Here is a 16725-nt window from a genome sequence, read left to right on the forward strand (position 1 = left end):
ACCTTGCAAAAGAGCAGGCCGAAATCGACTTCCTTTACGCCTCCGGTGCGGACTTTCCCGTCTTCTTGGCCTCCTCAAGGGTCTCCGGATTGTCGGAAACCATCTCGCCATTGGCCGTGATGACGGTGATGTAGAGGTTCTTCACGATATCCATCGGCCAGCTCTCGATCTCCTTGCGATCAAGGGTCGGGAACGAGCGGTCAATGGTATCGAGGATCAGCTCAGCTTCCGTGAGGGGAGAAGCATCGAGACCCAAGGCTTCGACCTTGCGAAGGTTTTCGAGAAAGTGGGCAACGGATGCTGGCACCATCTCGTGCTTCGAGCCGTCTTCGGTGACAACAGTGACCGGGGCAGGCTTGCGGAGAGAAGCGATATTGATGATCTTGGTCATGACGAACCTGTTTCTTTGAGGAAAAAGACCGGCGTCCCTGGAGAGGCGCCGGTCGGGTTGGTTAAAGCTGGATCAGGACCGGCATTACGCCGTGGCCGTCACATCACCGACCGAGAGCAGCGAACCGTCGGAGCCGGCGTAGCCCTTGAAGACAGCCGAGAAGACCCGTTCGTTGTCGAACTGGTAGGCGAAGTTCAGAGCGCCGGGGCACATCGCGCGATGGATGGTGAAGTCGTCTTCGCCATTCGTGCCCTTCGGACGCAAGACCAGGGTCTTTGCGAGCTTGAGCAGGTTGATATTGACGCCGGTGGAAACCTTGACCTGGGCCTTCGTCGCGTTGACGCCGCCCGTCAGGTTCGTGGTCGTGATGTTGGCAGCGGTTGCGGCAGTCTTCGTCACTGCGACGTTGCCGTCGGTGCCACGGTTCTTCGCGCGGATCGTCACAACGGGGCCGACGGCCGAAGCCTGGAAGTCAGCAGCGTTGGCGTTGATCTTGGCAGCGAGGGATGCAGCAGCAGCGGCGATCGTCGCCGGGATAGCCATGTCGTTCAGGGCAACCGGAGCCGTCTTGAACGTATAGTCCACACCAGCGATCGTTACCTTGTCGCCGTCGACCGGAGCGGCCGTGGAGAAGGTAACAGTGCCGGAAGCCTTGGCGCCGTCGGAGATCAGCTCGGAACCGGGCATAACGGCAACCAGGTTGTCGAGCGTGGTTTCAGCAAGCGGAACGGTAGCCTGGACCGTGCGGCCCATGATGATTTCGCCGATCGGGGTTTCACCCATCTGGTCGACAGTGATTTCCTTGGTGGACGTGGCGACTTCGACTTCGACGCCGCCCTTGGTGAAGCCAAGGTCAACTCCGTCGAAGAGGACGTTGCAAACGCCGAGCTTTACGTTCTCGGTGGACGACATCTCTTGAATTCTCCTTCAAATGACTCCACCCACCACGGATGAAGTAAGTAATCACTTACTTACAATACCGCAGACGGTTATGGCTTGACAACCTAAAAGTAAGTAAGCGCTTATTTTTAGCTATAGAGCTAGCTAGCTACGCCAATTGGGCTTGAAGCCGAAGGCCGCGTCAAAGTGCTGCGAGAATTCCAGACCATTACCTTCAAGACGCGGATACTGGATCGGAAGAGTCGAGGGATAGAAAACATTGATATGCGCCGGTCCCCTCTCCTCACTTGCGTCATGGATTTCGGGGCTTTCGACAATCAGTGCCTTGCACACCTCGGCTGCGAACTTCGCGCCCTCTACAGGATCGGTATGACGGCAGATGACCTGCATCTGCGTCCTGTGCCATCCCTCGATGTGCGGGTCGATCGCGATGCCGGTGAGCGGCACGCGGATCATCACGCCTACCTTCACGTCATGTGGCATCGTGTTGCGGAACAGGTTCTGCCCTGCAATGACAAGACCCGCGTCGATCAGCTTCTTTTCCAGAATGTCGTAGATCATGCCTTCGATACCTCGTCGATCACCTTCGTCACCTGCTCAACCAGGCTCTTGCCCATCCGCGGCTCCTCTTCCTGGGCTGCAGTGCGCAGGAAGCCCGTGCCGACCTTCTGTCCATGCCGCGCGATCTTCGCGAGCGTCTTCTTGCCAGGACCGTTCACATAGGCGACGGCATCCCAATAGTTCTCGTGGACGAGCGCCACATAGTTATCGAATTGTGCCGCAGTGAGCGGCGTGCCAGATGCTGAAAAGCTGTCGGGAGGCATGACGATTCCCACGTCGATCTGAAGGCGTCCGTTCTGACCGGCGTAGTCCTTGATGATCTGGATGCCGTTTACCAGGTTCGAAGTGTCCTCGGGCGCATACTCCTTGGCAAGCGCGACGATACGTGCCGCTGACCGGTGGATCTGCTTGCGCGCAGCGTCAGGCACGCGATCAGCAAGAACGCGCAGCTCCGTTCGCACAGCAGACAGTCCCGTCACCTTCACGCGACCCCTCATGCCGGATACATCTCCAGATCACACTCGATGTGGTCGATCGTGCCCAGCACCGACAACCGGACGTGCTTGGACTTGATCTTGAAGACCAAGCCCTGAAATTCGAAGCGATCGCCGATGTCGACGGGCACATAAGGAACGATAAGGATCTTGGCGTTGAGGGCGGCCGTCTCATCGGCGGATCCGCGGGAGGCAGAAGAGTCCGCACGCACGACGGTCTTCTCGGCGCCGACGTTGAGATTGACGATACCGAACGGGCAGTCCATCGGTTCTGAGAAGGTAGGCCGGGCATGAACATCGCGACCGATGACGCGGCTGATCTGACCAACAACGTTAGGTGCGAACATTCTTGACCTCCACTTCGAGCCAGGCGTTGGAATTAGGGTGAAAGTAGCTGTCGCGTAGCTCGGCATATTGCTCGACCACCATCGAGCCGACGCGCTCGATCTGACCTTCCTGCAGCTTCATGATGGCTGCCTCTTCCAGACCGTGATCGGCGATCGTGTGTAGCGTCACCTCGTTGTGGATCGACAGAAGGGCCTGGCGATAGATCGACCGGATGAAGGTCCGCGACTGCGTGCGGCGCCCGCGACGATCGGTAAAAGAGAGCTGAAGTTCCTCATGATCCTTCATCACGTAGGCCATCTGCGCCTGCCTCGTCGGGAGGCGCCGGCTGCGCTCGATCATGGAGACGCTCAAAACTGCCCGCTGTAGCGCGTGTCGCATCTGTGAGATGTCGCGATGCACCTGTGCAGCGATTTCGTTCGACAGATACGTCTGGGTCTCGCTCAAATGACTCAGGGCTGCGTCCGAGAGATTTTCTGCATCGATAGAGCGCAGCGCAGACAGCGCATGCTGGTGAGCTTCTGACGCAATCCCGTGAACGAGGTCGTTCATCACGTCCTTGTCGCGTTCGAAATACAGGGCGGCCGCTTCATATGCCTCGGCGAACAGGCGCTCGCTCTGGCCGGCAAAGCCGAAGTCAGCCGACATTAGTGCCGTGTTGTGCAGGGCGGCGAAGGTCTGAGTCAGTTGATCGTAGCGGGAAGCGGCCTGTTCGGCTGCATCATTGAGGCGAAACGGGATCAAGCGCGACGGATCCTGTTGTTAAAGTAGACATAGCCAACCAGCGCCTTCATCGTCTCAGACGAGATGCCGAAGTCGACAGCACCGGCGCGCAGGGTCACAGAACTTTCACCGATGGTCTCGGTCACGATACCCGCGCGGTGCTTCTTGGAGACAGCATCGCCCTGCAGGATCTCGTTAGCTTCGATGAACTGCGCACGGCGAAGCGCCTTCTTGAAAGGCGCGGGGAAGTCGGCGAACATATCGACGGTGATCTCGTGCCACATATCGCGCTCGATAACCGTCTCCTCGACCAGCTCACGCGAGGCGATCGTGTTCCAGTTGTCGAACCGCGAGCCCGGTGCAAACGTCGGGAACTTCATCGGGATCAGGGTCAGCCGGCGATAGGCTTCCGTCAGCGCTGCGAGCTTCTGCGGTTCGGATGCGACCGACCAGCCGGAAGTGTTCGGCGTATCGAGAGCGGCGAACTCGGCAGCCTCAAGCGTCTGGAAGGTGTTGATCATCTGGACGAGACGCTGCTCGGACTCGATGGCATAAGAGAAGGAGCGCGGGATAGTCCCCTGCTCCGTCTCGATCTTGACACGAAGGATCCTGGCCGCGCGGATCTCTCCGTCGACCAGGCGATTGAACTCCTTCGGGATGGCGATGAGCTTCTGTCCCTCGGCGGCGTCGAAAGGCAGCGCGCCGAAGTCCACAACCTCGGCGTCCTCGCCGTCCGTCAGAACGGCAGAGATAGCCGTCGGGGTGATGGCTGCTCCATTGAGGTCGGTGAACTTGACGATCACTTCGACAACGTAATCCTCGGGATAGAACTTCATGATTACTCCTGCGGGGTCTCGTCGGTGGAGACGGCTGCAGCCAGGTCGCCGGATGCCGCAGCATCCTTGAGCGCTTCTTCCTTACCCTTCTCAGCGGCGAGGAACTCGGCAGCTTCTGCAGCCTGGCGCTGTTCGGCTGCCAGGATCTCGGCGTCACGCGCTGCCTTCTCGGCCGCGATCTGCGCCATCACATCGTCTTCGGCCGGGTCGGCAGGGTCGACGACCGGTTCGACCGGGGCTTCCGGCTTCTTGGTCTTGGCGACTGCCTTGTCCTGGGCGTCGAGGATCATCTCGATCAGGGTCGGGATGGCACGATGCTTGACGTTCCACTTGTTGCCGATCTCGCGCAGGCCCTTGATGCCGCCCTTGGACGCAACGGCTTCGAGTTCGAAGCGCGACAGGACCACAGGCGTCTTGGCAAGCTCTACCTGGCTGGCCGCAATCTCGGCGTTCTTTTCGCCGTCGGTCTGACGGGCGAGCTCGGTGATCGGAGCTGCACGCTCGGCGTATTCACGGATCATGCGATGCGCGGCACCTGCCGGCTGCTCATTGCCGTCGGTATCAACCTCGACGAAATTCATGGCTGCTGCCATACGGTCGCGGATGTGGCGTGGAAGCGGATAGACGGAAATGCCGTCCTTGAACTCAGCGATACCGAGAGCGCCGGTGTAGCCCTTCCACTTATCGTCCACGACCTTGAGATGCTTCATATCAGACATTGGGTTTTCCTTGTTGTTAAGCTGCGAGGCCGCCCTTGGGCAGGTCGCCTTCAACCAAGACCGCCTTCTGGATAAGGAGAGGCTGATTATCGACCGCGGCGTTGAAGAAGTTGGGGATCAGCGTGAAGTAGACCTCTGCGACATCTGCATCGACCGGAACGCCAGAGGCGACATACCACATCCATCCACCATACGACCGCTGCAGACCCGTGAACGCGATCGTCCGCACGGCGCCGCCGCTCTTGGCGACGAAAGATGCGTAGAAGTTGTTAGCCTTGCCGGTCGACCGGACGGTATCCTTGACGAGTATCGCCAACGAGACAGTCTTACCCGCAACAGCGGCGCGCTCTGCGGCACTCAGCGAATAACGCACTCCAGCACCAGTATCAGCGTTAGGAACGATACTCATGCAATGTGCAAAACCGGCATGCTTGTTTTCCGTATCCTTCGATACGGTCGGCTTCGATCCCGTCTTCGTCCAGCCCGTCGGCAGCGCGGCGGTCCAGTCGGTCATATCGCCGTTCACGAGAAGATTTACCGCTGGCAATGCAGGCCAGGACACCGTGGTTGCATTGAGATCGGGAGTTGCCGCATCCCACACCTTCACAATCGAATCCGTGACGAGCTGAGCGCCCACAGAGTTGGCCGCGTTCGCCGTCGGGTGAACGTTGTCAATATAGAGATTACCAGGCTTCCCTACTTCATCCCAAGCGGCGAAACTGTCGATCAGGGTCAAGCTCGGGAGTGCCGCGGCCACCTTCTTGATCGAGTTATAGACCTTGAGATATTCGGCGTTATCACGCCAAGGGTTCTGCGTCGTCATCACCATTGGCGCACCGGGGAAACGCTGCGAAAGCACACCGATCGGGCCGAAAAACAGACCAGCGCCCGCAGAAAGCAAATTGCCAGGCGTTTCGAACGTCTGCTGATTGTGGCCGTGATGGATGATAATGCAGTCCGGCGTGGGAAGTGCGTCAATTGCCGTCGGACGACGGCGTGCGTCAAATGCGGTCCCCGCAGAGGCGCCAGGAATAGCAAGAAGATAGATATCAAGAGTGGGACGGCCTGCTACGGAAGCAGAATATACGGTTTCCGCGGGACCATAGCGCATCGGGCCGGTAAGTGCGGTCTTTACCCACTCCTGCCAAAGGCGAACGGTTACGTTGACGTTGTAGCGCGCACCGAGAAATTCTGCGAACTTGTATGAGGCGCTGTTGCGCTCCCACATAGTGCTATCAGCGTGAATAAGCATGGTTGCGTTCTGCGAGGACGAGAGCTTGGCCTTCAACTTGGAGAAGCCGTTTACGGCGCTCGCCGGCGTAACAGCGGTCGTCGGATTTACTTCCGCAAGCGTGAAGCGGGTCTTCGCGACCTGAACGAGATGAAGAACAGACTGACGCTTGCGCGTGCGGAAGAAATAGGTCGGATCCTCAATTGCAACATTGGAAGGATGCGTGACCCTAACAGGCTCATAGCCGCCCTGCCGGAGTGACACGGCAAAACCGCTGCCAAGATTGGCCGGGACCGTTACTACGCAAGCTTTAACGAAATTCAGCGTCCAGCCATTGTCATTGCTGGAAAGCGTGTAGGTAGCCGCATTGACATCACGAAAGTTGACAACCGAGTCAACCACAGCAGGCGCGAGCTTACTCGTCGGTAGTTCAGTCTGAATACGATAAAGAGAGCCGGCAGGACCGGACACAATACCAGCCGCGTCACAGAGCATCGTGCCGGCAAGCTGGGCTGCAATCTTGTCAGCGATAGACAGATCGAGGTTCAGAGCGGACACACCAGCGATAAAATCGATGCCGCGGAAGTTCTTTCCGGGAAGCTGCCCGGTGAGATTTGCGAACCGAGGGTTCGTGAGCTTGATATAGGGCATTACCTTCTCCAGAAACGGGAAATGGGCGGGAGTTTAATCCCGCCCATTGTAAGTAAGGAATTACTTACTTTCAAGCTTAAATCTGAATACCCTTGAGGCGGGCTACGGCGTGAGTTGCGCGCAGAGCTGCACCGCAATACCACTTAACGCGCCAGCGCTTCGAGTCCTTGTTGAAGTTGGTGCCGATTTCTTCCAGGCGAACACCAGCAGCGTCGCCGGCCCAGAGGCCATGGAAACCATCGACTTCGTTGGCGCGAACAGCGTAGATCGAGGTCGTCTTGTCGTTCGTGCCCTGCGTTTCGGTCTTGCTGATGTAGTTATTGATAATAACCGGCGTGCCGTCGTAGAAACGCATCGGACCACCGAAATTCTCGACCATCATCATCTCGGCGGTGTTACCACCGTGCAGACGATTGAGTTCGCGGATAGCCAGCCACACTTCCTCGCGCATCATGAAGAAGTCCGCACCCAGATCGACTGCAGCCTTGAGCTGGTCGAGGGCAGAGTAGGACAGAGCTGCACCATTTGCGCCAGCCGTAAGGGTCTTCTGTGCGGAAACGAGCTTTTTCAAGCCGTCGAAGGTCTTGTTGTTGACCGCGGAGTCGCCGTTGATCAGCACGTTCTTGAAGTCGCGGCCGACGGCCTTGATCTTGAACTTCGCCTGGACGGCGATCTGATCATACATGTCCGACTTCACTTCGGAGATGAAGTTGGCGATATCGAACTGACCAGCGAGGATCTTGATCTTCGTGGAGATGTTCTCGACCTTACCAGTCGACTCTTCGATATCATCGTAAGGATCGATCCAGCCGGCGCCCGGCAGTTCGAGCTCACGGGTATAGCTGAACGTGTCGTCCTTAGAACGCACGAAAGGAACCAGGGCGAAAAACTCGTCCTTGTCGAGGAGTTCCTCGATAATGCCGCGCTGGCGGTCGTCTTCGGCCAGCTTAGCGGCTTCGTCCATCAGAAGCGGCATACGTATATTCTCCTTGAATGCACTCAGCCCACCGATGGACTAAGTAAGTAAGCACTTACTTACAATAGTCCAAGGGTGAGCTATTTTGCAAGGAGAAAAATAAGCGCTTGCTTACTTTTTCCGCTATAAGTCGTAAATTTGGCTTAGCCGCCGAGCGAAGCGCGAATGCGATTGACACCGAAACCGACACCCGAAGGCTTCTTTTCGACCGTCTTCGTCTGCGTCGTCGAAGAGCCGGAGCCCGGATTGGTCTTAGCCTTGAGGAGCGTTTCCTTGTCCGGATCGGCCTCGATAATACGCTTGAATGCCTCGTCGAACACCAGCGGGTTGCCAGAGGCGTCAACCATCTTCGTGCGGTTGGCTTCTCCAGCGGGCTTGTCGTAGGCAACCGTGCGGCCGTTCTCGACGCCGAAGTAGGTGCCGTAGAGCTGGCGAGCCTTGGTCGGAGTCAGCGTCAGGGACTCAGTGATGAACTTGGACGCGCCGAAGTCGTTGCCGACGGTCAGACCATCAATCACCTTGTCCTTGGCAGCCAGATCCGTTTCAAGAGCCGCGATGCGCTCCTCAAGCGTCTTCACGCCCTTGGCATGTTCGTCGGCCATCATCTGCTTGACGCGCTCGAAGTCACCCTTAGCTTCGGCTGCGGCAAGTTCAGCCTCCTGCTCCTTCTTGAGCAGCTCGCGAACCTTGGCAGGATCCACTCCACCGTATGCCTCAAGGGCAGCGGCAGCATCGGCAGCCTTCTTCTCGGCATCCTTCAGCTTGTTCTTCTTGTCCATCACTTCGCGCAGCAGCTTTGCCTTCTCAGCAGCGAGCGCGGATGCGTCCTTGCCGGCGTCGGCTGCAGCAGCAGCGGCGTCCTCGGCTTCCTGGAGTTCCTTTGCAGCCTGGGCCTCGGCGGCCTCAGCAGCGGCCTTTTCAGCGGCGGCGGTTTCCTCGGCGTGCTTGGCGACAGCGGCTTCAGCAGCGGCAGCAGCCTGCGCGTCAGCGTCACCAGCCCCACCCGCGCCAGCGCCAGTCTCAGGCGCGAACATGATCTGCGGCATACCAGGGATCTTCATCGAAGATGCGTAGTGGCCTGCAGATGCGATTGCAGTGGTCTTCATTCTCAGTCTCCTTTGCCCATTCTCTCGGGCGTTGCGGTAGGCGTAGTCGGTTCGGTCCAGTATCTCGGACGCGGGTATTCCTGGTCAGGCTAAGCCGGTTACTTGGCTGCGGCCTTGGTCGTGTTAGGCTTGGCGGGCGTGGCGCGAGTGACCTCACCCTGGCGATTGGGAGCGGCAGCCGACTTGGTGCCACCGATGGAAGTGGGTAGCGGGAGAACGTCGGTGCCCTCCAACCACTTGTCGATGTCGGCAAAGAGCTTGGCCCGCAGCTCCTTCTTGAGCTGCGGGAAAATCTTCTCGATAACCGACTTCATCTGCTCGCGGCGCACCTCGATCGGACCGGAAAGCTTCGCCAGTGCCTCGGCGGTAACAAGCTCGTCGTTGAGACCCATGATGTCGAAGGTGGTTGGATAGGTGACGAGATCGTCCTTCGGGGCGCTTTCACCTGCCCATGCGAGAACGGTCTTGACCATCCAGTTTTCCGCGTTCTGGCAGGACTGAGCCTTTGCCAGCAGCAGCGAATTAACCCGCTCGAAGTCGTAAGCCTTCGCCACGCCCGACGAGTTGTCGATACCGACGGCGTTGTCTTCCTTCGTGCGTTCGCCGGCCAGGCCGACGGTGTTGTAGATTTCGTTGATGATCTTGTTGATCACCGACAGGATCACGCCGGCCTGCTTCGGATCCGGCGATAGATATTCAGGCTTTGCGGACGATCCGGCGCCTGCGTCGTAGACAAAGATGCGCTTGGTGCCCATTTCAAGCACCTTGTCGAACATATCGTCGCCCGACTGAATCGCCTGGCTGGGGATCGCGAGCTGGGAAAAAGTCTGGTCCTGAATAATGGCATCCAGGTTGGAGAGATAGTTCGCGACCGCGCGATCGAGATAGGCGATATCGTCGATCAGTGATGTGACACGGTAGGCGTCCTCGTTGATCGTGTGATCGGCGAAATAGACGGGCACGAAGCCAAGATTGTGGTAGCCAAAATCGACCAGCTCAACCCTCTTGATCGGCGTGCGGATGCCATTGTAGACCTTGGTCTTGCCGGTATCCTGCTCCTCGTAGAGCTCCCAGCCGTCACGGGTCCACAGACGGACGCGCTCGATCAGCTCACCGCGGGAGTGGAACGGGTCGCGGTCATCGCGGACGATCTCGCGTAGCTTGACCCACAAGAGTTCGCCGTCGCCGTCTTCGTCATAGGCGAAGTCGAGAATATCCTTGACGGGAACCGTGTAGGCGTAAATTCGATAATTCTGCGCCTTGGCCTCGGCAATCGACACCGGGCGCTTGCCGCCCTCGGTCTCGACCTCAGCCTGGAAATTGTTGTCGACCACGATCGCGACACGGCCGCCCGTCGAGTTGCCCACGGACACCAGGCGCATAAGCTGGTCGATCGACGTGCCACCACGGGTCGCCTTCTTCCAGAACTGATTGACGACATCGGGCGCGTCGGACGTGTTGCGAGTGATCTCGCCCTTGAAGAGATACTTCTGGACGAGCTCGACCACTTCCTTCGTGTGGTTGAAGCGGTAGGCGCGCGACAAACGGTTGTCGTATTCCTTGTCGCCTTCCTTGAAGTAGCGGAAAATGTTGTCACGGAACCAGTCACGACCGCCGCGGTAGGCAAGATCGAGAAAACGCCAATGCGTGACCTGTTCATGATAGCCGGGATGCCGGCGATCATAGAAGTCCCTCATCACATCATTCTGTTCGCTCGAAGCCATGTCAAATCCTGTGTTTCGTGCCGTATTGTAAGTAAGTGATTACTTAGTTGCAAGGCTAAATCGACACACCGAGGATCTTGTGCTTGCGCATCGGATGACGGAAGTCCGCATAATAGCCGAAAGCGTCGGTCGCGTGCTCGGCGCCCTGCTTCTTGTCGACCTCGTTGGTGCCTTCCTTATAGACCGTCTGTTCAAGGCTATCGATGAACTTGCGGCAGGTGTGATTGACCCGCAGGCGCACATCACCTTCAGCCGTCATCAGAAGGCGGTTCACGGCGTTCACGCGGTCCTGAACGGCCGGGTGCTTGCGCTTGAACTGGATCCGCTTGAAGCCGGCCTCCTCAAGAACCTGCAGCGAGGTTTCGCCGCGGTCGTGGTTACGGCTGTTGCCGGCCGGGTCAGGGTAGATGGTGATCTGGTTCATCTGTCGGAAGTAACGTCGCGCGAGTTCGTCTGCTGTCTCCTGGACGTTCGAGCCATACATGACAGCCTCGTCGACCACCCAGATCTCGCCATTCGGCTGCTCCTGAATGATGATCGAGGACATCGGGTCGATGTTGAAGTCCATGCCGATATAGATCGGCAGCTTTGGATTGAACGGGTAGTCGCCGACGTGCTCGTTACGATCGAACGGATAGTAGACACGGCCGGACATGGTTTCGAAGCTCGCTTCGAATTCCTGACGGAACGAGCGAGGATCCATGTCGCGACGACGCGCCTCAATTTCCTTGCGCGGGATGAACGGCGACGTGATCGTCGGAAACTGCCAGGACTTCCATTCGTTCGGAACCAGGCGCTTGCGGTGGTCCTTAACCAGCGGGCCACGCTGACCGAGCCGGAAGCGATGGTAGAGCCAGTTGTAGGACTTCGGCGTGCCGATGAAAAGCGCCCGGCCATTGGTCGTGGCGAGCGTCGGCATCAGGACCTCTTCCCAAGTTTCTTCCTTGATGTCCTGTGCCTCGTCAATGACCACGAAATCAAGACCGACACCACGAAGAGAGTCCGGCTTATCTGCGCCCTTGAGTGAAATCTCCGAGCCGTTGATGAGCTGCATCTCCATACGGCTCTCATTGACCTTTTTTATCCAGCCCTTCGGCATGGCAGCCTTCAGCGGCTTCCACATTAGGTCGCGCGCCATCGCGTAGGTCGGCGCTACATACCAGACAAGCTGCTTCTGCTTGAGCGCCGCATACTTGATGAGCGAGATCTTGGAGACCTGCGTCTTGCCCCAACGACGGCCGGCGACGACCACGCGGAAACGGTGCGTGTCGTTCATCACGACCTTCTGGAGCTTGTGCAGCTTGAGGCTATCGACTGCCTTAGCCATCCTCGCCCTCCGGAGGCTGCTCCTCGGCCAGCATGTCCTCGACAGTCGCATCTTCCGGCAGGGCGCCGGTGCCAATGTGATGCTTGAGGATATCCTCGTCGGTCAGGTCTTCGATGTTGAGGGTCGGCAGGTCGTTCTGATCGACGTGCTTGTCGGCTTCGAGAAGGTGCAGGGTGTGCTCGATGTTGTCGCAGAGGATCTTGTTGAGGCGCATGACTGCCTTGAGGTCGTCATCCGCGGATGCGATCGGGCGCCCGGCAGCCATCGCGTCCTTGATTGCCTTCTGGGCGAGACCGCGGGCGAGCTTGAGCTGGTTGTAGCCGTTGATCCTGGTCTCTTCGATCCAGTCCGAGCGACGATCCGCGAAACGCTCAATGGTTGCCGTCGCAGCAGCCGAGGTAGACGCCGTGGCAGCCTTCCTAATCGCAGCAGCTACCTCATGAGCCCTCATTGCCTTCTTAGAGCCAGCGCGCTTGAAACGATCCGACAGCGCCTGGCGAGAAATGCCATACTGGTCCGCAAGCTCTACGAGCCCGGCCTTGCCGAGTTCGTAGAGTTCACGAGCTTCCGCGAATTCAGCATCAGTGAGGCGCCGGCCCGAATTACCGGAACCTTCCTTCGTCTCATCCTTCGCTTCAATTTCCTCAGTCATGTTTTTCTCTCATCCGCGGATCTGAATTTCACTCCCGGAGCAGCTTCATTCTCGTCCTCTCATCGTAAGATTATATAAGTAAGTAATTACTTATTATCATATATACACTATTACGATAAGAGGACGAGTTTAGAGTGCCGGGCGGAACCAGTCGTAGCCCTTCAAAGTCGGTATCAAATAGGTGAATTGACCGTCCGGGCGGCGCTCCAGCATCCCCTGCTCCACGAGGAAGCGGATAGAGATCCGGATCGCGCCATAGCTGGCCGTGTAGGAGACCTGCTCGTGAATGTCGGTCGTGGTAAGGAACCTCCCCTCCCCGGCCGCCTTCAAGACCAGGCCCATGATTTCGCGCTGCTTCTCCGTCCGGCGAGGCTTAGCCATCAAGCACCAGCCTTTCGGTCACTCCCTGGCGATCGAACGCAGTCAGGGGCAGACGTTCCGGCATTTCACGTCCGGCGTCCGGGTTGCGGTAGATGCCATACATCGGAGATGCCAGGCTCATCTGCTGAATCGCCTTGATGGTGTCGCGCGGGCTCATGGCAGCTACACGCGCGTCAGCGCCGTCGCGACCTGAGCCCGTGTTCTCCAGAGCGGAGTTCTTCTGGTAGAATTCCTTGCAGGCGGCCAGGAGCTGCTCGAACCGCGGCGAGTTTTCCAGCTCGTTGACGACCGCCTCGAAATCCTGGGGCGTGGCTTCGAAGTTGGACCGGAAGAACTTCATTCCGGCGTCGAACTTGTTGGCGTTCATCGGCTTGACGAACTTGAAGCCTGCCTTCTGACCGAAGGCGTTGAACTTCGACATGGACGACTGAATCTCGATGAACTGATGACCGTCCATCCGGGCGACCAGGTTCATCATGCGGTATCCCGCGCCAATGCCGCGGAACATGGTATCCACGACGAAGCGCGAGACGACGCGGAAGTTGGCGTTGATGTAGACGTAGCGGTTGGTGTTGGTCAGCCTGGTCTCACCTGAACCCGGCGCCAGGTTCTTGAAGACCAGATGGCGCTCCTTGAGCATACCCTTTGGCTGGCCGACGACAAGCACGCCGATCGTCTGCCCGTGCAGGGTCAGCTTCCAGAACTGTGGACCGATCGGCAGACCTTCGGCCTTGTAGTGGAGATCGTGCAGCAGCTCCCAATCGGCCTTGGTTCCGCGCTCCACGAACATCTCGTCCGTAAGCGCGAAATTGGCGCGAGGGAGCGCATCGCGCTCAATCTGTGTCTCGATATCAGGAAACATCGTCATCGCTGCCCTTGAGCTTCTCTGAGTCGCTATCGCGCTCCCTTTCACGACACTTCACTTCGAGGTGGATGACGAACATCACGAAGAGGATAGCGAGAGTGATTTCGGTCATTCGAGCTCCTTCACGAGCCCGAGTGCCTTCGCCTCGTCCATGTCGAAGCGCAGCGTTCCGGTCGTGTCCTTGTCGAATCCGATCAGGACCTCACCGTGCTCGGTGAAATAGGTGGATACACAGGGACCGATCGCGACCTCAGTGCCGGCCGGGATGACGATATCCTTGGTGGTGACGAGCTTGCTCATTCGACTTCGACCTTCTCGCGAAAGCGCTTGGTGATGGTGAGGGACGGCCCGAGCTCCTCGCGCAGGTCATCGTGAGTGGTTGCGACCATGAAAGTCTTGCCGAGGCGACGGGCGACCTTCTGCATCGAGAAGGCGACGAGCTTTGCCGTCGTGCGATCAAGAACCGCGCCGAATTCGTCAGCGATCCAGACATCGGCGTCGGATGCCATCAGGATCGCGAGCTTCAAGCGGTAGCGCTGTCCGTCCGACAGCTCCGAGGGCTTGCGCAGGTAGATGTAGGCGTCGGAGATGCCGGCCTTGGCGAGCAGATCGGTAGCCTCGACCGTGGTGCGGCCGACAAGCTCGATCACGGGCCTCTCTTCGAGCTCCACCTTGTTCAGGTCGGCGACCTTGAGGCCGCCTGCAGACATCTGGGCGGTCAGATCCTTGAGCAGCAGCGACTTGCCCGAGCCGGACTGACCCTTGATGTAGACGACATCGCCCTGGTCGATATCGATCTTGAGGGCGTCATAGACGACGAACTCCTTGTCGGAGAGCCCGAGGCCGAATGCCTCTGCGATCTCCAGCACGCGCGGCGTGCGATCGACGGACGTGTTGAACTTGCGGGTGATCGTGTAGGTGGTCATTCGATGTCATCTCCTTCGAGGTAGATGACATCGGTCGGCTCAAGGTATGGATCCTGGATAGAGCCATCGGACATGAGAGCCGGCGCCATCGTTGCGCAATCCATTAGCTCGCCCGCGACCGTCTGCATGACGCCGGCATAGGCGAAGTAGTCGTTGAGCGGGACCGTGGTCACGTCCAGGACGAAATCATTGAAGAATGCCTTGGTCTTCGGATCGCGGCCGAAGATGACCAGGCCCTCGAACTTGTCCTCCTCGACCAGCTTACGGATCTCGTCGAGCATCAGGAGCTGCATGGCCTTGTGATCTGCCTTGGCCTCGTTTGCCTCCTTGCGCTTCCTGCGTGACTCCGCGCGGCGCGCACGCCGCTTCTCCTGCTGTTCCTCGTGCCAAGGCTTGCGGGTGGAAATCGAGATGATATTGGACATATGTAAGCCCTTACTTACCTTCAACGACAGCCGAGAGGGTATAGATCAGCGCCTGCACGCCCTTCTTGCCGGAGCGGGCCTCGATCTGCGCCATCAGGCCCTTGAGCTTGCGACTTTCCTCGATCGTGACGCGCTTGAAGCCGAGGGCGTCGCCAACGGGAGCGGCCGTGTCGTCTACCGCCTCAACCTTGGCCTTGTTCTCCTCCTTCTGGATCTCGACGGCGCCGGAGATGTCATCCACGAAGAGGCTGTCGTCGATGTCGCCGAGCTCCGAGAGCGAGAAGTCGAGCTCCTTGTCGGTAAAGCCGAGGTCGGACAGCTCAAACGAGCCGTCGAGTTCGTCAGCCAGGCGCTGCAGTTCGATCTGGATCGCGGCCTGGTCATATTCCGTGCCGGCGACCCGGTTGTCGGCCAGACGCAGAGCGTCGGCCTGGGCCTTGGTCAGGTCACGACGAACAATGACCGGCACCTTCTTAAGGCCAAGCTTGAGCGCGCCCTTGCGACGACCGTGGCCGGCGATGATCGTGCCGTCCTTCCAGACGATGATGGGCGAGGTCCAACCGAACTTCTGGATCGACTTTGCCAGCGCCTCAACCTGGTCGTCAGGGTGCTTCTTGGCGTTGGCCTCGTATTCCTTGAGCCAGGTGATATCGACAATTTCGATTGCGTGTTCGGACATCAGAGGTCTTCCGGGTTGGCAGCCAGGGCTGCATCGAGCATGGTGTCGAGATCCCCGCTTGCGGGCGCGGCAACCTGCCGGAGCTGGTCAGCGAGAAGGTGGATGAGAGCATCGCCGGCGTTCGTCAGATCGTCCTCGGTCTTGTAGCCGTGGTCCTTCTGGGTCTTGGCGATGAGAGCGGTGAGGCGTTCGGCGTCTGCGATCGTCACCTTGAAGCGCATCTGCGCATGGGTCTTGGCGACCTTCGGAGCAGGCGCAAGTTCCACGTCCGTTTCAGCCGACTTTTCGAAGCTTTCGTCAATCTCCAAGTCGTCCAGCGCTATAACTGACGCAGAGAAAATAGCGTCAATATCGGCCTGGCCGTAAGGGAGAAAGCTTTGCAATTCAGGAACGTCACCGATCTCCTTCAGAAGATCAGCCAACCCCAGGGTATCGTCGGCTCCATACCGCGCGTTGTCGATCAGACCGATTTCCTTGGCCTGCTTCTCAGAGATGACGCCGAGGTTGGCGACCGGCACCTCAGACTCGCCAAGTTCGATCGCCTGTTCCCAGCGATGCTCGCCGCCCAGGATCTCATAGCCCGGCACACCAGGGACTTCGCGAACGACAATCGGCTTGAACATGCCATTGCGATTGAGGCTCTCGCGGATCTTGAGTTCGTTTTCGGGAGAGACCTTGTTGGTGTTCCAGGGGTTCTTCCGCAACTGATCGACAGCGACAGTCAGATATTCAATCTTGCGCATAAGGACGGTTCCAACTAAGTAAGTGCTTACTTACTTAATGCCAAATGCCTCACGAGGCAAGCTTTGAAGG

The 16725-nt window shown here is 58.4% G+C and carries 22 protein-coding genes; all 22 read right to left on the reverse strand.

The window, feature by feature from the left end:
• Positions 1-34: 34 nt before the first annotated feature.
• The 22 genes from CRP02_RS00060 to CRP02_RS00160 all read right to left on the reverse strand — a co-directional run bounded on the left by CRP02_RS00060 (position 35) and on the right by CRP02_RS00160 (position 16655).
• Positions 35-391 (reverse strand): hypothetical protein, encoded by a 357-nt coding sequence (locus tag CRP02_RS00060; protein ID WP_097169771.1) that lies wholly within the window; start codon positions 389-391, stop codon positions 35-37.
• Between the two features lie 84 nt (positions 392-475).
• Positions 476-1303 (reverse strand): hypothetical protein, encoded by an 828-nt coding sequence (locus CRP02_RS00065; RefSeq protein ID WP_097169772.1) that lies wholly within the window; start codon positions 1301-1303, stop codon positions 476-478.
• Positions 1304-1435: 132 nt separating this feature from the next.
• Complete coding sequence (locus CRP02_RS00070) at positions 1436-1852, reverse strand: phage tail terminator protein (RefSeq protein WP_097169773.1); 417 nt, start codon at positions 1850-1852, stop codon at positions 1436-1438.
• The gene (locus CRP02_RS00075) at positions 1849-2349 is read right to left on the reverse strand and encodes an HK97 gp10 family phage protein (RefSeq protein ID WP_097169774.1); all 501 of its coding nucleotides are present in this window, start codon (positions 2347-2349) and stop codon (positions 1849-1851) included. The genes CRP02_RS00070 and CRP02_RS00075 overlap by 4 nt, the downstream gene beginning before the upstream one ends.
• Positions 2346-2693, reverse strand: coding sequence for a hypothetical protein (locus tag CRP02_RS00080; protein WP_097169775.1), 348 nt, complete (start codon positions 2691-2693; stop codon positions 2346-2348). Before CRP02_RS00080 ends, CRP02_RS00075 begins: the two co-directional genes overlap by 4 nt.
• Entirely contained in the window at positions 2680-3435 is a 756-nt protein-coding gene (locus CRP02_RS00085; RefSeq protein WP_097169776.1) for a hypothetical protein, read from the reverse strand. The genes CRP02_RS00080 and CRP02_RS00085 overlap by 14 nt, the downstream gene beginning before the upstream one ends.
• On the reverse strand, positions 3432-4250 hold the full coding sequence (locus tag CRP02_RS00090) for a hypothetical protein (protein WP_097169777.1): 819 nt from the start codon (positions 4248-4250) through the stop codon (positions 3432-3434). Before CRP02_RS00090 ends, CRP02_RS00085 begins: the two co-directional genes overlap by 4 nt.
• Before the next feature lie 2 nt (positions 4251-4252).
• Positions 4253-4969 (reverse strand): hypothetical protein, encoded by a 717-nt coding sequence (locus CRP02_RS00095; protein ID WP_097169778.1) that lies wholly within the window; start codon positions 4967-4969, stop codon positions 4253-4255.
• A gap of 16 nt (positions 4970-4985) precedes the next feature.
• Positions 4986-6851: an SGNH/GDSL hydrolase family protein gene (locus CRP02_RS00100; protein WP_097169779.1), complete on the reverse strand. Its 1866-nt coding sequence runs from the start codon at positions 6849-6851 to the stop codon at positions 4986-4988.
• Between the two features lie 76 nt (positions 6852-6927).
• A complete protein-coding gene (locus CRP02_RS00105) occupies positions 6928-7827 on the reverse strand; it encodes a major capsid protein (protein ID WP_097169780.1) in 900 nt (299 codons plus the stop codon).
• Positions 7828-7970: 143 nt separating this feature from the next.
• Complete coding sequence (locus tag CRP02_RS00110; RefSeq protein WP_097169781.1) at positions 7971-8933, reverse strand: DUF6651 domain-containing protein; 963 nt, start codon at positions 8931-8933, stop codon at positions 7971-7973.
• 98 nt (positions 8934-9031) lie between these two features.
• Complete coding sequence (locus CRP02_RS27685; protein ID WP_097169782.1) at positions 9032-10657, reverse strand: hypothetical protein; 1626 nt, start codon at positions 10655-10657, stop codon at positions 9032-9034.
• Positions 10658-10712: 55 nt separating this feature from the next.
• Positions 10713-11984 carry a phage terminase large subunit gene (locus CRP02_RS00120; protein ID WP_097169783.1) on the reverse strand — a complete coding sequence of 424 codons (1272 nt, stop codon included), beginning with the start codon at positions 11982-11984 and terminating at the stop codon, positions 10713-10715.
• A complete protein-coding gene (locus tag CRP02_RS00125; RefSeq protein ID WP_097169784.1) occupies positions 11977-12636 on the reverse strand; it encodes a hypothetical protein in 660 nt (219 codons plus the stop codon). The genes CRP02_RS00120 and CRP02_RS00125 overlap by 8 nt, the downstream gene beginning before the upstream one ends.
• Before the next feature lie 129 nt (positions 12637-12765).
• Positions 12766-13017, reverse strand: a complete 252-nt coding sequence (locus CRP02_RS00130; RefSeq protein WP_097169785.1) for a hypothetical protein — start codon at positions 13015-13017, stop codon at positions 12766-12768.
• The gene (locus CRP02_RS00135) at positions 13010-13885 is read right to left on the reverse strand and encodes a hypothetical protein (RefSeq protein WP_097169786.1); all 876 of its coding nucleotides are present in this window, start codon (positions 13883-13885) and stop codon (positions 13010-13012) included. The genes CRP02_RS00130 and CRP02_RS00135 overlap by 8 nt, the downstream gene beginning before the upstream one ends.
• Complete coding sequence (locus CRP02_RS27745; protein ID WP_323455288.1) at positions 13869-13994, reverse strand: hypothetical protein; 126 nt, start codon at positions 13992-13994, stop codon at positions 13869-13871. Before CRP02_RS27745 ends, CRP02_RS00135 begins: the two co-directional genes overlap by 17 nt.
• Positions 13991-14182, reverse strand: a complete 192-nt coding sequence (locus tag CRP02_RS00140; protein ID WP_097169787.1) for a hypothetical protein — start codon at positions 14180-14182, stop codon at positions 13991-13993. Before CRP02_RS00140 ends, CRP02_RS27745 begins: the two co-directional genes overlap by 4 nt.
• Complete coding sequence (locus CRP02_RS00145; RefSeq protein ID WP_097169788.1) at positions 14179-14808, reverse strand: ATP-binding cassette domain-containing protein; 630 nt, start codon at positions 14806-14808, stop codon at positions 14179-14181. Before CRP02_RS00145 ends, CRP02_RS00140 begins: the two co-directional genes overlap by 4 nt.
• Positions 14805-15233 carry a hypothetical protein gene (locus tag CRP02_RS00150; RefSeq protein WP_097169789.1) on the reverse strand — a complete coding sequence of 143 codons (429 nt, stop codon included), beginning with the start codon at positions 15231-15233 and terminating at the stop codon, positions 14805-14807. The genes CRP02_RS00145 and CRP02_RS00150 overlap by 4 nt, the downstream gene beginning before the upstream one ends.
• A gap of 10 nt (positions 15234-15243) precedes the next feature.
• Entirely contained in the window at positions 15244-15912 is a 669-nt protein-coding gene (locus CRP02_RS00155; protein WP_097169790.1) for a ParB/Srx family N-terminal domain-containing protein, read from the reverse strand.
• Positions 15912-16655 carry a ParB/RepB/Spo0J family partition protein gene (locus tag CRP02_RS00160; protein ID WP_097169791.1) on the reverse strand — a complete coding sequence of 248 codons (744 nt, stop codon included), beginning with the start codon at positions 16653-16655 and terminating at the stop codon, positions 15912-15914. Before CRP02_RS00160 ends, CRP02_RS00155 begins: the two co-directional genes overlap by 1 nt.
• Positions 16656-16725: the final 70 nt, after the last annotated feature.

Source organism: Rhizobium sp. AN5 (assembly GCF_900215255.1).
Lineage (GTDB): Bacteria > Pseudomonadota > Alphaproteobacteria > Rhizobiales > Rhizobiaceae > Agrobacterium > Agrobacterium tumefaciens.

Excerpts from the sequence above, each read along its gene's own strand:
- CRP02_RS00070 (WP_097169773.1), bottom strand. The coding sequence starts at position 1,852 with ATGATCTACGACATTCTGGAAAAGAAGCTGATCGACGCGGGTCTTGTC.
- CRP02_RS00140 (WP_097169787.1), bottom strand. The coding sequence starts at position 14,182 with ATGAGCAAGCTCGTCACCACCAAGGATATCGTCATCCCGGCCGGCACT.
- CRP02_RS00100 (WP_097169779.1), bottom strand. The coding sequence starts at position 6,851 with ATGCCCTATATCAAGCTCACGAACCCTCGGTTCGCAAATCTCACCGGG.
- CRP02_RS00120 (WP_097169783.1), bottom strand. The coding sequence starts at position 11,984 with ATGGCTAAGGCAGTCGATAGCCTCAAGCTGCACAAGCTCCAGAAGGTC.
- CRP02_RS00065 (WP_097169772.1), bottom strand. The coding sequence starts at position 1,303 with ATGTCGTCCACCGAGAACGTAAAGCTCGGCGTTTGCAACGTCCTCTTC.
- CRP02_RS00130 (WP_097169785.1), bottom strand. The coding sequence starts at position 13,017 with ATGGCTAAGCCTCGCCGGACGGAGAAGCAGCGCGAAATCATGGGCCTG.
- CRP02_RS00095 (WP_097169778.1), bottom strand. The coding sequence starts at position 4,969 with ATGTCTGATATGAAGCATCTCAAGGTCGTGGACGATAAGTGGAAGGGC.
- CRP02_RS27745 (WP_323455288.1), bottom strand. The coding sequence starts at position 13,994 with ATGACCGAAATCACTCTCGCTATCCTCTTCGTGATGTTCGTCATCCAC.
- CRP02_RS00105 (WP_097169780.1), bottom strand. The coding sequence starts at position 7,827 with ATGCCGCTTCTGATGGACGAAGCCGCTAAGCTGGCCGAAGACGACCGC.
- CRP02_RS00125 (WP_097169784.1), bottom strand. The coding sequence starts at position 12,636 with ATGACTGAGGAAATTGAAGCGAAGGATGAGACGAAGGAAGGTTCCGGT.
- CRP02_RS00135 (WP_097169786.1), bottom strand. The coding sequence starts at position 13,885 with ATGACGATGTTTCCTGATATCGAGACACAGATTGAGCGCGATGCGCTC.
- CRP02_RS00160 (WP_097169791.1), bottom strand. The coding sequence starts at position 16,655 with ATGCGCAAGATTGAATATCTGACTGTCGCTGTCGATCAGTTGCGGAAG.
- CRP02_RS00090 (WP_097169777.1), bottom strand. The coding sequence starts at position 4,250 with ATGAAGTTCTATCCCGAGGATTACGTTGTCGAAGTGATCGTCAAGTTC.
- CRP02_RS00060 (WP_097169771.1), bottom strand. The coding sequence starts at position 391 with ATGACCAAGATCATCAATATCGCTTCTCTCCGCAAGCCTGCCCCGGTC.
- CRP02_RS00110 (WP_097169781.1), bottom strand. The coding sequence starts at position 8,933 with ATGAAGACCACTGCAATCGCATCTGCAGGCCACTACGCATCTTCGATG.
- CRP02_RS00080 (WP_097169775.1), bottom strand. The coding sequence starts at position 2,693 with ATGTTCGCACCTAACGTTGTTGGTCAGATCAGCCGCGTCATCGGTCGC.
- CRP02_RS00155 (WP_097169790.1), bottom strand. The coding sequence starts at position 15,912 with ATGTCCGAACACGCAATCGAAATTGTCGATATCACCTGGCTCAAGGAA.
- CRP02_RS27685 (WP_097169782.1), bottom strand. The coding sequence starts at position 10,657 with ATGGCTTCGAGCGAACAGAATGATGTGATGAGGGACTTCTATGATCGC.
- CRP02_RS00150 (WP_097169789.1), bottom strand. The coding sequence starts at position 15,233 with ATGTCCAATATCATCTCGATTTCCACCCGCAAGCCTTGGCACGAGGAA.
- CRP02_RS00145 (WP_097169788.1), bottom strand. The coding sequence starts at position 14,808 with ATGACCACCTACACGATCACCCGCAAGTTCAACACGTCCGTCGATCGC.
- CRP02_RS00075 (WP_097169774.1), bottom strand. The coding sequence starts at position 2,349 with ATGAGGGGTCGCGTGAAGGTGACGGGACTGTCTGCTGTGCGAACGGAG.